The sequence below is a fragment of the Laceyella putida genome (genome assembly GCF_042665195.1).
Lineage (GTDB): Bacteria > Bacillota > Bacilli > Thermoactinomycetales > Thermoactinomycetaceae > Laceyella > Laceyella putida.
Window position 1 is genome coordinate 1 of sequence record NZ_JBHTBW010000060.1, and the last position, 13,894, is coordinate 13,894.

The 13,894-nt window shown below is 43.2% G+C and carries 14 protein-coding genes and 1 pseudogene; 9 read left to right on the forward strand and 6 right to left on the reverse strand.

The genetic code is table 11. From position 1 onward, the window contains the following. Positions 1–291: 291 nt before the first annotated feature. Positions 292–651, forward strand: coding sequence for a DUF4355 domain-containing protein (locus tag ACFQNG_RS16735; RefSeq protein ID WP_379866793.1), 360 nt, complete (start codon positions 292–294; stop codon positions 649–651). Positions 652–1,014: 363 nt separating this feature from the next. Here ACFQNG_RS16735 and ACFQNG_RS16740 read toward each other — a convergent pair whose 3' ends face one another. From ACFQNG_RS16740 to ACFQNG_RS16750, 3 genes are all read right to left on the reverse strand, one after another. Next, a complete protein-coding gene (locus tag ACFQNG_RS16740) occupies positions 1,015–2,220 on the reverse strand; it encodes a chromate transporter (RefSeq protein WP_379866794.1) in 1,206 nt (401 codons plus the stop codon). Between the two features lie 109 nt (positions 2,221–2,329). Beyond that, the gene (locus ACFQNG_RS16745; protein WP_379866796.1) at positions 2,330–2,506 is read right to left on the reverse strand and encodes a hypothetical protein; all 177 of its coding nucleotides are present in this window, start codon (positions 2,504–2,506) and stop codon (positions 2,330–2,332) included. A 680-nt stretch (positions 2,507–3,186) separates the two neighbouring features. Next, the gene (locus ACFQNG_RS16750; protein WP_379866798.1) at positions 3,187–3,345 is read right to left on the reverse strand and encodes a DUF1259 domain-containing protein; all 159 of its coding nucleotides are present in this window, start codon (positions 3,343–3,345) and stop codon (positions 3,187–3,189) included. A gap of 161 nt (positions 3,346–3,506) precedes the next feature. Between ACFQNG_RS16750 and ACFQNG_RS16755 the strand changes: the two genes are divergently transcribed. Then, on the forward strand, positions 3,507–5,042 hold the full coding sequence (locus ACFQNG_RS16755) for a multicopper oxidase family protein (protein ID WP_379866799.1): 1,536 nt from the start codon (positions 3,507–3,509) through the stop codon (positions 5,040–5,042). Between the two features lie 319 nt (positions 5,043–5,361). On the opposite strand, the gene ACFQNG_RS16760 is transcribed toward ACFQNG_RS16755, so the two are convergent. Further along, positions 5,362–5,718: a DUF6022 family protein gene (locus ACFQNG_RS16760; RefSeq protein WP_379866801.1), complete on the reverse strand. Its 357-nt coding sequence runs from the start codon at positions 5,716–5,718 to the stop codon at positions 5,362–5,364. A gap of 14 nt (positions 5,719–5,732) precedes the next feature. Continuing rightward, positions 5,733–6,059, reverse strand: a pseudogene (locus tag ACFQNG_RS16765) (DUF6022 family protein); the annotation flags it as partial. A gap of 288 nt (positions 6,060–6,347) precedes the next feature. Here ACFQNG_RS16765 and ACFQNG_RS16770 point away from each other — a divergent pair. Together ACFQNG_RS16770 and ACFQNG_RS16775 are read left to right on the forward strand one after the other, a co-directional pair. After that, positions 6,348–6,962 (forward strand): TetR/AcrR family transcriptional regulator, encoded by a 615-nt coding sequence (locus ACFQNG_RS16770; RefSeq protein WP_379866804.1) that lies wholly within the window; start codon positions 6,348–6,350, stop codon positions 6,960–6,962. 72 nt (positions 6,963–7,034) lie between these two features. Further along, positions 7,035–7,310: a hypothetical protein gene (locus ACFQNG_RS16775; RefSeq protein WP_379866805.1), complete on the forward strand. Its 276-nt coding sequence runs from the start codon at positions 7,035–7,037 to the stop codon at positions 7,308–7,310. A 755-nt stretch (positions 7,311–8,065) separates the two neighbouring features. On the opposite strand, the gene ACFQNG_RS16780 is transcribed toward ACFQNG_RS16775, so the two are convergent. Next, entirely contained in the window at positions 8,066–8,320 is a 255-nt protein-coding gene (locus tag ACFQNG_RS16780; RefSeq protein WP_379866807.1) for a hypothetical protein, read from the reverse strand. 489 nt (positions 8,321–8,809) lie between these two features. Here ACFQNG_RS16780 and ACFQNG_RS16785 point away from each other — a divergent pair, with 489 nt between their 5' ends. The 5 genes from ACFQNG_RS16785 to ACFQNG_RS16810 all read left to right on the forward strand — a co-directional run bounded on the left by ACFQNG_RS16785 (position 8,810) and on the right by ACFQNG_RS16810 (position 13,106). After that, positions 8,810–9,100, forward strand: a complete 291-nt coding sequence (locus ACFQNG_RS16785; protein WP_379866809.1) for a hypothetical protein — start codon at positions 8,810–8,812, stop codon at positions 9,098–9,100. Between the two features lie 1,197 nt (positions 9,101–10,297). Further along, positions 10,298–10,630, forward strand: a complete 333-nt coding sequence (locus ACFQNG_RS16790; protein WP_379866811.1) for a hypothetical protein — start codon at positions 10,298–10,300, stop codon at positions 10,628–10,630. Positions 10,631–11,326: 696 nt separating this feature from the next. Continuing rightward, a complete protein-coding gene (locus tag ACFQNG_RS16795; protein ID WP_379866813.1) occupies positions 11,327–11,536 on the forward strand; it encodes a hypothetical protein in 210 nt (69 codons plus the stop codon). 246 nt (positions 11,537–11,782) lie between these two features. Next, positions 11,783–12,829: a reverse transcriptase/maturase family protein gene (locus tag ACFQNG_RS16805; protein ID WP_379866817.1), complete on the forward strand. Its 1,047-nt coding sequence runs from the start codon at positions 11,783–11,785 to the stop codon at positions 12,827–12,829. Positions 12,830–12,977: 148 nt separating this feature from the next. Further along, complete coding sequence (locus ACFQNG_RS16810) at positions 12,978–13,106, forward strand: HNH endonuclease (RefSeq protein WP_379866819.1); 129 nt, start codon at positions 12,978–12,980, stop codon at positions 13,104–13,106. The last annotated feature ends 788 nt before the right edge of the window (positions 13,107–13,894 follow it).

Sequence of the window (13,894 nt, forward strand, 5' to 3'; positions counted from 1 at the left end):
CAGTGTAACAAAAAAAGTGCCCGAAGGCACTTTTACAAATCATGTTATGCTTTTGCATCAGTCTCGTTGATAGGGGTTTTTGTTTTGATCATTTTTCTAGCAGATTTGAAGAAAGACTATCTAACCAATTTGCACTCCCAGGCGTGAACTGTGAGGGCATGAGGAGGAACAAAGGATGGAACTACAAGAGATCAAAGATTTTCTTGCTCAACATAAGGACAGAGAGGACGTTCAGGCCTTCTTAATGGAGCTGAAGCGCCGTCGCTGGACGATGTAAAGCGATTTGTTGAGATGAACGAAGAGGGCAAAAAGTGGTTACAAGCGGAGAAAGATCGCGCTGTTACCAAAGGGATTGAAACGTGGAAAAACAACAACTTGGACAAGCTTGTGCAGGATAAGCTGAACGAACTCAATCCGCCAGAAACTGAAGCAGAAAAACGACTGCGAAAGCTGGAGCAGGAGTTGGAAAAGGAACGCAATGAGCGGGTTCGTGAGTCCTTGCGTAACAAAGCATATAAGCAAGCGACAGAAAAGGGTCTCCCTGTTGAATTGCTCGATTTCTTGGTTGCAGATACAGAGGAGTCCACTATGGAAAATCTCTCCACTCTGAAAGGGAGAGTATTCTCTCTCCCTTTATTAACAATGAACTAATAATTTTTCTTCTTTTCTTTCCAACGGTTATACAATAACACACAGCTATTAAAAACAAAAAAGAAAATAAACATGTAAATCACATAGTAATGAATACGACCTTGTAATGTAGGTTGAGTAAATCCTAATTGTTCTTGAATAGAGCGGAAAATCAAGGAAATGATGGCTAGCAAGAAGCTGTAGATAAAAACATGATACCAATTACGGATAGATTTCATAGAACCCTCCAATTTGCCGTGAATGAATAAATAGATTTTAACGCGAAATTTCCATTTCGTATATACTAAAGGAGCGAAAATATTAACCCCTTTTCACCTTTATCAAACAAAAAAAGCGGTCCTGTTTAAAAGGACCACTTATTTATTAAGAAAAAACAAGAACTGACCCGCCGATCGCAGAAATAACCACTACCACCCAAGGAGGAAGTTTCCAGATCATCAAGAGTCCAAAAGCGAGAAGAGCGAGACAGAAATCCGCAGGAGTGTGAATCGCCTTTGTCCATACAGGATCATAAAGAGCAGCCAGTAAAATCCCTACAACAGCCGCATTAATTCCACTTAAAGCCGCTTGGAAGTTCGGTTGTGTACGAATCCAATCCCAAAAAGGCAACGTTCCAATAATCAATAAAAATGATGGGAGAAAAATGGCTACTGTCGCTACCAGAGCTCCAGACCAACCGTGTGTAACCATTCCCAAATAAGCGGCAAAAGTAAAGAGAGGCCCTGGAACAGCTTGGGCCGCCCCATAACCGGCTAAGAACTGACTGGAACTCATCCATCCTGGAGTCACCACTTCTGCTTGAAGGAGCGGTAACACTACATGTCCACCACCAAAGACTAACGAACCCGTCCGATAAAAGCTATCACACATCGCGAGCCACTGAGCAGAAGTCATTTGCCGCAAGAGAGGGAGTACAAGTAAGAGGGCAAAAAATAAACCCCAAGAGATGACAGCGGCCCTACGACTAATAGAAATCTGGATGGAGGAGGATTTCACATTGATTTTTTTAGGCAAGAGCAACCATCCAATTAATCCGGCTAGAACGATAATTAACACTTGGCTTAGAGCTGTTTGCCAAGTGACAGCAACAATGGTGGCAAGAAACGCAATGGTAGCACGCGGACGATCCGGCGCAAGATTACGAGCCATTCCCCAGACAGCCTGTGCCACTACCGCAACAGCCACTACGACCAATCCGTGAATCCATCCCATCTCTTCGATCTTAGCCCCTTGAAGTACATAGGCAAAGATAATGAGGGCAAGGGCGGAAGGAAGAGTAAACCCGATCCAAGAAGCAAGAGCCCCCAGAAAACCGGCTCGAATCATTCCAATTGCTATTCCGACTTGACTGCTTGCTGGCCCCGGCAAGAATTGACAAAGGGCTACTAAGTCTGCATACGTTTTTTCATCTAACCATTTACGCCGATTGACGTATTCTTCGCGAAAGTACCCTAAATGGGCAATCGGTCCTCCAAATGAGGTGAGTCCTAACCGTGTCGCAACTCCTAATACTTCAAGAATATGATTCCTCTGCCTTGTTTGTGCGCTAGGTTGGTGATGATTAGCCATTTGTTTTAAAAACCTCCACTTGTATTTGCCAATAGTTTTTCATCAACTTCACTATACCGTAATATCTTTGTTTATACACAGATACTTCACATGGAGTGGAGGAATGGGATCATGGAAAAGGAAAAGAACCAACAAGACAGTCGAGGAATGCCTGAGCCCATTCTATTTTTGATTGTGAGTCTAGCTGTAAAAGAAGAGCTCGCCAAATACGATCCCACGTACCGTCTTCTGTCCACTGTTGTAATCTTCGCCAACATGTAGTTGGCGAGCCATATTTTCGTGGCATGTCTGCCCAAGGGAGCCTGTTTTCAAGACATAGAGTATCCCATTTAAAGTTTTTCTAGGGTCTGCTGGTGGTCTACCCATGTTTGTTTTTTTCTTTGGCAATAGAGATGACTTCCCACTGTTGATCCGTTATCTCATGTCTACTCATAATATTTATATTTTACAGTATTTTTGATCCAAGGGTACTTTTGAAATAGCTTCTAATCTTTCTGCATCAGTCTCCAGTGGGAGGTATTTTTTTAGAACCCATCAATGAATGTTGGAGATAGGACATAAATAAAAAATAACCCTGTTTAAACAGGGGCAGTTAGCTCACAGGAATACAGTTTAAATATAACATTTACATCTTACTCAGCTATTCATTCAATATGACCATGGTGAAAAAAGTAAATAAAAAATCCATTGGAAGCCGACGGTGACACTATAAGAAGGTACAAAGCGACTGAGCCAATTAGTCATTGATCCTATAATATTTTGCAATGCCGGATTCAATCTGAGCTTCGTTGGTGTGTGGTTCTACCCCAAACAAAAGATCTTTTCCGCGAGTTCGGCATTGATGCCATATGCGCGCTGGTGCTTCGGACCTTTGCATATTCGCTCAGCAAATTAAAGGGTTCTTTTATCTTTTTCAGCTGGGAAGCCAACGATTGGATACGTGTCGAAATGAAAGGGCACACTCGATCATCGTACGGGGTGGGTGGTGGCATTCATTGCACGACGGACACCTGCTGCTAATCTGGCGGGATCGCCGGTACCCTGGAAATGGAGATATAGGACCCGGGGTCTTTCATAGAGCCAATGGTTGTGGAGGGCGCTCACCGAAAAGCACCTTTTCTGCAAACGTCTCAGAAAAGATGCTCATTTTTTTCGTTTTGGGGGCACCATTTTTTCTTAACTTGATGGGCATGTGGTATTAACCCTAAAGGGGAGAACTTGCACATATTTTCGGACTTGATCGAATAGATTAATTATGAATCAGTATTTTATAAAGGAGCGGAACTATGATTCTCTCTAAATTTGTAGATGAACTTCCCATTCTCCCTGTTTTAAAGCCTCGTTGGAAAGATTCATGTCATACTTATTATGAAGTGAATATGACGGAATTTAAGCAATCTCTCCATAGTGAGTTAAATGACACAACGGTTTGGGGATATGAAGGCAGCTATCCAGGACCTACCATTGAGGTGGAAAGCGGAGAAAAAGTGTTCATTAAATGGATCAACAATCTTCCCGCGAAGCATCTATTGCCGGTAGACTATACGGTACATGGTGCCCATTTGGATGTACCGGAAGTAAGAACGGTGGTACATGTACACGGGGCTAGTGTTGAACCTGAAAGCGACGGGTATCCGGAGGCTTGGTTTACAAAGGGATTTGAACAAGTCGGTCCTTATTTTACAAAGAAAGTATATCGATATGATAATTACATGCGAGCTTGTACTCTCTGGTATCATGACCATGCGCTTGGTATCACAAGACTCAATGTGTATGCAGGCCTCGCAGGATATTTCCTTGTAAGAGATCAACAGGAACGCTTATTGAATTTGCCATGTGGTCAATATGAAATCCCTCTTATTATACAAGACAAGTCTTTTAATGAAGACGGTTCACTTTATTACCCGAGGCAGCCAGATAAACCAGTCCCGGAATTAGAAACATCGGTTATTCCTGAATTTATAGGGGATACCATCTTGGTGAATGGAAAAGTATGGCCCTATTTAAAAGTGGAACCACGTAAATATCGATTTAGGCTGCTAAATGCATCTAACACCCGTTTCTATAGGATCAAGCTTGATTCGGGACAACTTATTTATCAAATCGGAACGGATGGAGGATTGATGGAATACCCGATAGGAGTCAAAGAAATCATGTTGGCTCCTTCAGAAAGAGCAGATGTCATCATTGATTTTACCAATCTTGAGGGAAAGAATATTATCATGACAAATGATGCCCCTGCTCCTTTTCCAAGCGGCGTTGCGCCAAATCCAAATACGGTAGGTACATTGATGCAATTTAGAGTAACTCTTCCTCTTTCAAGTATTGATACGAGTGTTATACCGTCTTATATGGGGCCTCTTCCCAAACTGAGAGAACAATCAGCTTCAAAGATCAGATATTTAACATTAGATGATATAACGGATCAGTACGGCCGTGAATTCATGTTATTAGATGGTAAAAGGTGGGATGCCCCCATAACAGAAAATCCAAAATTGGGGTCAACCGAAATATGGCATCTTATCAACTTAACTACAGATACACATCCTATTCATGTTCACTTAATTGATTTCCAAATACTAGACCGGAGAGCTTTCGATGTAGAACGATTTAAAAAGGAGAGAGTCATCCATTACACTGGCCCGTCGATCCCTCCTGAACCATTTGAAAGAGGATTGAAGGATACAGTAAGAGCTAATCCTAACCAGGTAACTCGAATTATCATGAATTTTGATTCGTATACAGGATTGTATGTATGGCACTGTCATATATTGGAGCACGAGGATTATGAAATGATGAGACCGTTTGTGGTTATCCGATAATAGACCTAATTTATTTGAGCAAAAAGAAAGTTCACACGTGATCATCCTCCGTATTTCCGTTACGAGAGCAAGCAAATCAAATACCGAGAGCGGTTATTTTCAATGCTCGCAGAGTTATTGCTTGATCCTGGACCATACAAAATTAAGGAGGAGTTTTGATGCGGGTCATAGGTCTAATGCGGCAAGATTGAGAATCAATACATTACATCTTATAGAGAATTGAAACGAAGACGCCGTCACATTCTACGCCAGAATGGAGAACCGCCCGTTCTTTCAAGGACGAGCGGTTTTTTTGCTTGCACTACGGTGTGTCCGTTTTTTAAACGGATGCGGGGCGTTTAAAAAACGCGATCAGGCGGCCTTGATAAGGAACGACGGAAGCGAGTTCCCACCCATGTTTGCCCCATTGGGCCAAGGCAACATCCAATGCGCTCACCTCAAATTTATCTTGGTCCGAATTCAAATAATCGCTAAGACCTGTTTCGGCACTGTATTCCCATTTTTGGATTTCATCCGGATCCCGATCGGGGTGAAGGTATCCGCCGAATTTCTTGTTCATCCGGATCGATGCTTGGGAAATGGCCACGATGATGGCCTCTTTTTCTGTTTCTTCCAAGGCGAAAATATCGGGCGCCGCCGGAATGTCAAATTTGGCGTGAGAGTGGAAGACGCGCAATCAAGTGTTCCGATCGGGGTTCCATCTCCTTTCTTCACGACGCACCACATGCATCGTTCGCGTTCTTCCGGAGGCCCCCAATGTTCCAAGGATTGAGGGAGAATGAAGCCGGGCTTCCAGATCAATCCGGCTCGGGTCAATTTGTTGTGGATGGGGTTTAACAGCTTGCTCATATACAGCCCATATGCGGGCTCACCAATCTTTTCGAAAGTATTCAACAATTCTTGGCGATGTTCTTGCAAAACGGACATCCAATGGGTTTGAAAATGTTTTTGGATATACTTTGCCAAATCCTGAATGGTGATTTCCGGGTTTTCAAAAAATGAATCCCATGTTTGCATCTTCCCGAACCCCTTTCGTCTATTAACCGTTTATTCGCCCATGGAGCGGCCTTGTGGCGGTTTGGGCATGAAATGACTCTAGCGCATTGTTCGCTTGGTGGGGGATTCTATTTTCACCCACAATCCAACATAAAGTTGTTTAAAACAACATGTTGTTGTTAAGATTATAAGGGGTTGAAAATCGCGATGACAACCGATAAATGGGGAAGAAATGTCGCTTAACCAACTGATGCGGCTGATTTGCCGGATAAGCAGGAGAAAAACGACAAAAAGGGCAGGAGTGTATGTATGAAAGAGAATTTGGATCCGCGCGTGAAAAGAACGCGCCGCCTGTTAAGGGAGGCCCTGATCGCCCTCCTTCAAGAAAAAAGTCTTGACGACATCACCGTTCGCGATTTGACCGAACGGGCGGGGATTAACCGGGCCACTTTTTACGAACATTACCGTGACAAATTTGATTTGCTGGATCAAACCATCGATGAGTTGCTCTTTTCCCTGGTGACCCATGTGGCCCCTAGGAGCGTGGAAGAATTCACCGAAAGCGGGGAGGCCATTCCGGTTTTTGTCCGGATGTTCGAATTTATTCACGAGCATGCCCTCTACTTCCAAGTGATGATGGGGGACCATGGCATCCCTTCGTTTCAGCGGCGCATGCTCAAAATGATCCGCCAGTTCATGGACAAAAAGCTGGACCAGCTCCATCCGCAGCCTGAAAAGATGAAAATTCCCAAGGAGATTTTCACTTACTATATTTCATATGCGAACCTCGGGCTCATCACTTATTGGTTGGAAAATGGCATGCAATACTCGGCCCAGTATATGGCAAAACAGCTGTCCGAATTGACCTTGAGGGGGCCTTATCTCACATCGGGGTTGGATGAAACGGATGAAAATCAGTTTTGAACAACCGAATTAGTTAAATCGTCCAGCCACAATGTGGCTTTCAAAGGCAAATGGTCCAAGGCCAGGGGGGGAATGCCGGAAGGTTTCCGCGGATTCAACACGGATACCGTGGCTGACAAAAATGTAGTTCAGTTGCCGTTTGGGGCGGATGGATGTGAAGGTGGGGAAGACCCCGACCCGTGCGGCTGTGCACACATCGGCGAAATGATCGGTCACTTTCTACCATGGTTTAGATTCGGGAGTCATGTTCCAATCGCCCATGATGATGATGAGAGAGGAAACGGCTTTGGCTTGTGCGAGGATGAAATCGGTTTGTTTCCGGTAAACGAATATAGGCTTTTCACTTAGAGCAAATATGGATAGTCTTCCGTATACTGCATACAAATCAAGATCATAAAGGGGTTGTTAAAATGGAACATAAATATCCCATGCACTACCCGCACATGATGTGTCCACCTATGATGCCACACAAGATGCCACATATGATGGATCATAACATGTACAAAGCGTATTATCATAGTAAAAAAGCATATAAGTACATGAAAAAAATGATGAAGCGCCATTGCCATATGCCACACTATAGGGAAAGTTCCTCATGTGGTTATACGTACGATGCGGTAGACGATTTTAGGGGACTGGGGTAAAGTCGCTGTCCAAATCGATGATTATCATCTGTGCTTCTATATGCACGCCAAAATGTGATTGAACACTGCATCAACCGCCTTAAACAGGCCACGCGTATTTAGAAACGGGCGGTCTATTTTCATGCCGCTCTATGAATCGTTGCCTTTATCGACCGGTTCAAACATTGATTTACCTGACACATCCTAGAAATAGTTCATATTACATCCATTATTATAATTATGGATGAATTCAGAAAAAACTAAATTACCTGTCGTCTGTAGAATACAGGCAACAGGTAAGCTAGGTGTTTTTTCGTTATCTCATCTTTGGGATTCAGACCACCTTTAGGGGTGGGACTTTTCTTTCCATCAGGATTTTCACATTGTAATTGCTGAGAGAACGATTGTCTGCTTTCGCTTCCCTCTCCAACTCTTCTCTCAACTTTTTCCCGCAGCGGACGCGGACAGGTGGTTTTTTGCTTAGAATCCTCCAAACGGAAAACCGCCAAATGGGAATCCAAAGGGACTTCCAAAACCACCAAAGGGACTTCCAAAACCACCAAAGGGACTTCCAAAACCACCAAAGGGACCTCCAAAACCACCAAAGGGACTTCCAAAACCACCAAAGGGACCTCCAAAACCGCCAAAGGGACCTCCAAAACCACCGCGAAATTGATTAGTATAAGCTGGATCTTGATACCCTTGAATCACGGGTTGAAGATGCTTGTTTTCCATGGATGATGTACCCCCTTTAGTTTTTCATCTTTATGATACTCCGAAGGCGAATAAAGGTGCCTAAAAACGGAAAAAAAGGAATTCGACGCAAAATATACCCCATGAAAAGGAGATTTTTTAATACCTAAAACACTTTACAGAATATGAATTCTGCAAAGCCTAATAGGCCTATAACTGGAGATTTGCTTTACCGAACACGGATGTATTTATGAAAAGTCTCTTTACAGAACACAGGCATAGAAAAAACGGCTCGTGTTACCCCGTTGGTAGTATCCTTTGGTGCTTCGCACGATTTGGCCAGGTGTGTCCATTTTGCTACTGGCATTTGGTTTGGGCAGACTCGTATGGCCATGTCTAATGTCTTGCCTGAAGCCTATGCAACTGGACAAAGATAAGTTCTTTTACTCCATACCCTATGGCAAGGAGATGCCAGAACAACAAATGGAGTTTATGGTTAAACTAACTTGACAATGGAAACAAGCCGGGACCATGGATTGCAAAGAGTGCGACGCTTGCGAAAAAGATGGAATGCCGTTTTACTACAAACCCATGTTAGTTTACAAACAAAAAAATGAATATGTCGAAATGGTTTTCTCTACTGCAAAGGAACTGGATTACATGCCTGGATTTTGGGATGAGTTTGAAAACGAAGATGATTTTAAGGCCCATATCGCTGAACGGTTATTTGTTTTAAACTGGTGCAATAAATGGGGTACATGGACAATTGACGAACGGTGTATGAAGGATAAATTGACTCAACCTACATACTTTAGGCAGTAAATTGGCAGGTGCTACCTTCCGTCACCATCCTTCCTCTGTTGAGGAGGGTTTTCTTTTGTAAAAAGTATTTCGAGAGGATATTGGCGTTGAGATTTTTACTTCCTTTCCTGATTCTGTTTATGATCCAAGCAATTGGGGCAGAACGAGCCGCACAACTTCAGGTTGATGCTAAAGAAATTAATATGTTAGATATAATTAAGATAACTACACAAATTCAATTTATATGAAGAAGGAGAGTATGATAATGAAAAACGAGTGGTACAAAATGTAAATAAGTGGCCGTATTCGTTCTTTGAAAACGCAGAAGTAGATCATTTTGCTATTAAGACGGAAATCATCGTCAATGAAGAGACACTGGTTTTAAATGAATCCGGAAAGAAATTTGTCTCGATCTTATCGAAAAAAGGTATTTCCTTTTTCTGAGACGTTCGCAGAAAAGATGCTCATTTTTTGTTTGATATGGGACGATCCGTTTAGTCATTGCAACCATCTTCGTCTTTGTCAATCTATCCTATTTCGCTAGTGAGAAAGTGGCCAGTGTGTTCTCCTATTTTAAGTGATTTTAGACAGATATCTTTCTTGATTCTAACCTAATGATTTGAGATAGCACCAACCAGCAAATAGTATCCCTTGATACCTAGAGGTATTTTGGTATCTACAGATGACTTTCGGTACTGAGATTGATTGCAAACCCCCGACCTTTTCTTCGAAAAAGAGATCGGGGGTTGTTGTTAGGAGGCATTGCTCTATTACCTTCGCAAGTCCCTGCAATATGCATAGCGAAAACCTTGAAGTTCTTTAGTGTCGTCAGCGAAGCTGCTGATCTCAATTAGTTCCGGGCCCTTAGCGTACAGGGTACCAAGATGGCTCACTCTCACTTTTCAAATTTAGCACCATTCTCCGCCGGCAAAGACGAAAATGACGGCGATAACAAGGATGAAGATTAAAAGTCTTCTTAAACCGAAACCACCGAAACCACCGCCGAAACAGCTAAAACCACTCATTTTTTTCACCTCCCAACGTTAAAATTCTATATATCTTATTTCGCTGGTGAGGAAGTGGCTAGTGTGTTCTCCTATTTCAAGTGATTTTAGACAGATCCTACTCTTTTATTGATCCCTCAAGAAGACTTCAATCTTCTTTGCTTCCTTCTCAACGGCTTCTCCAACAGCAGCGGTAATTTTCGAAGCATAGGCGGTGTCTACGACAAACGTTCCATCGACCAGTACGCGGTACATCGGATTTTGGAACAAGGCTTTCCACGTCTTCGGGCCCACCGGAACCCAAGTACATCCGCTCTATACCAGAAAGATTAGGATCGCGTTTGAGCAGTTAACTAAGCATTTCTTACTTACGGGTGCGCCGGGGATGGGGAAATCCAGTTTGATCATAGACATGTTAGACGGAATGAAGTGGATCAAAGACCCCAATCATTCCGGCTTTACCATCATCGATACAAGCCAAGAAACGGTTGCTGTCATTCAAAATCGATTGGCCTATATGGAGAAAAAGGGGCTTTTCCTGATGTGATCGTCTTGCAACTTGTTTACGGATATTTCCGTATGAAATATCCTTCAAAATACAAAACCATCGCCCGCACCTATGCTCGATCGTTCACTGCCTCTGGCACTGTCCGACCGAGCATGTATTATTATCCTCCCCCCGGCGCGCTCCTTTCTCTTCTTTAAAGAGATATCAAATTATCTGGGGTCACCGTATCATTTCGGGTAAAAGTGCGCCGCGTCATCCGGCGATAGATCCCTTCCTTAGGAAGGAGAAGTTCGGAAGAAAAGACTTCTGGGTCAAGTGGTTCACCTGGCACCAAAGGGGACAATAGCATACCACTAAAGCGGGAAATACAGGAAGGCGTGTACGGTATTGTCCTGCGAGACCCGCGCGGTATGGTGAAAGGCTAAATTGTCTGAATCTCAGCTTCCAATGATGTAACGGAACCTCCCCCGATCACCACGCCTAAAACTCGGGGTTACCAGTATAAGGTGATTCGATTTACGTCACCTGAACCTTCCGGCTGGTAAATGGTGAGGCGTCGCCTCACTCAAGGAAGCGAACGAGACACCTAACCCGTGCTATTAGTCTACTGCTGAGGGAACGCGGTCACCTAAGGGGACGCGAGTCCTATGGTGACGGAGTCTGAAGACAGGAAAACTGTCTACATGGCGAAGGGAGACAGGTGTTTTCGATCTTCAAATAAGGGAGGTACGCGAGATGCGAACAGCCGAAACGATTTTGGGGATCATCCGCGATCGTGGAAAACGTGGTTTACCGCTAGAACGTGTCTATCGTCATCTGTTCAACTTAGACCTTTACCTCACCGCATATGGTAGGATTTACAGCAACAAAGGAGCCATGACACAAGGAAGCACCAGCGAAATAGCAGACGGAACAATCAATAAAGAAATTCGAATCAATCATTAACGCACTACGTAGTGAACGTTATCAATGGACACCAGTTAGACGAGTGTTCATTGAGAAAAAGAAATCAAAGAAGAAACGACCGCTGGGCCTGCCTATTTGGTCAGACAAAATACTACAGGAAGCAATTCGATTAATCTTAGAGGCATATTACGAACCGCAATTCAGCACACACTCACACGGTTTTCGTCCCAAGCGTGGATGCCACACCGCTCTTAATGAAATTCAACGGAAATGGACTGGTACAGCATGTTCATTGAAGGTGATATCGAAAAATGCTTTGATAGTCTAAACCACAACGTATTGCTAGATATTCTTCGGGAAAAGATTCACGACAATCGCTGCCTAAGGCTCATTGGTAACCTGCTAAAAGCAGGTTATTTAGAAGATTGGCGTTACAAAGTAACGCTAAGTGGTACACCACAAGGCGGCATTGTCAGCCCACTTCTCGCCAATATCTATCTGAACAAGCTGGACAAGTATGTCGAAGATGTGCTTCTACATACCTACAACCGTGGTACCAGACGAAAAGAAAATACGGAATATATAAAGATATCCAATCGAATCAAATATTTAAGAAGAAAAGGGCGACATCAAGAAGCACAACAATTACGTAAGCAGATGCAACAGCTACCTTCTTACGATCCATGTGATCCCGACTTTCGAAGACTACACTATGTCCGCTACGCGGACGACTTCCTTTTAGGATTCATAGGTTCAAAAAAAGACGCCGAAGAAATAAAAGAACAAATTAATAAGTATCTCAGCTCCGAATTACAGCTTACTCTTTCAGACACCAAAACACTAATCACTCACGCACGTACAGAAGACGCAAGGTTTCTCGGATATGAGATAACAACACTCCATAATAACAAGAAACATGGCAAAAAGGGGCAACGCAACATAAACGGCATTATTGGATTCAGGATTCCTATGGAAGTAATTCGTGACAAGTGTAAGCCTTATAAGAAAAACGGCAAGTCTATTCACCGAGCCGAACGGCTCAATGACAATCCATATAGCATAGTGGCGCAATATCACTCTGAATACTGTGGAGTCGTAGAATACTACCGACGTGCTCTCAATCTGTATCAGATCGACCACCTGCGCTGGATAATGGAATGTTCTTTAGCTAAAACCCTTGCCCACAAGCACAAGATCAGTGTTACAAAGGTGTTTAACAAATATAAAACAACAGTCCAAACCAGTGAAGGCGCCAGAAAAGTCCTACAGATAAAAATAGAACGAGAAGGCAAAGAAACCACTCATAGCGCAATGGGGAGGCATTTCACTTAAAAAACGAACCGATACAATACTTGAAGACAATCCCGCAGTAATATGGAACAAAAGAACTGAACTTGTTGAACGGTTTCTCGCAGATACCTGTGAATTATGTGGTTCACAAGAAAATATTGAAGTTCATCATATACGATCCCTCAAAGATATTAAGCAAAAAGGTTGTAAAATAAAGCCTGAATGGATGCAAACTATGATAGCACGAAACCGCAAGACCCTTGTAGTTTGCAGAAAATACCACGTTCAGATACACAACGGAAAACCAATTGCGGAATAAAGCACTGGAGAGCCGGATGAGCTGAAAGGTTCACGTCCGGTTCGGAGGAAGGATGTTGGAAAAGTACCGCCTTCGGCGGTAACTCGCCAGCAGCCCATCCTACCGTACGCTAAGACATATTTTGGACACAAAATAACCGGCATCCCTTAGCGTACGGGATGTTATTAGGTTAGAATCAAGAAAGATATCTGTCTAAAATCACTTAAAATAGGAGAACACACTAGCCACTTTCTCACCAGCGTAATAAGATATATAGAATTTTAACGTTGGGAGGTGAAAAAAATGGGTGGTTTTAGCTGTTTCGGCGGTGGTTTCGGCGGTGGTTTCCATTTGAGAAGACTTTTAATCTTCATCCTTGTTATCGCCGTCATTTTCGTCTTTGCCGGCGGAGAATGGTGCTAAATTTGAAAAGTGAGAGTGAGTCTCTTGGTACCCTGTACGCTAAGGGCCCGGAACTAAAGCGAAACCATTGAGATCAGCAGCTTCGCTGACGACACTAAAGAACTTCAAAGTCTTCGCTATGCATATTGCAGGGACTTGAGAAGGTAATAGAGCAATGCCTCCTAACAACAACCCCCGATCTCTTTTTCGAAGAAAAGGTCGGGGGTTTGCAATCAATCTCAGTACCGAAAGTCATCTGTAGATACCAAAATACCTCTAGGTATCAAGGGATACTATTGCTGGTTGGTGCTATCTCAAATCATTAGGTTAGAATCAAGAAAGTATACTGAACCCCTGAGACCCCAGACAAAAGCTAAGTTATAATTAGGGGGCGAAAGGGGCGTTTT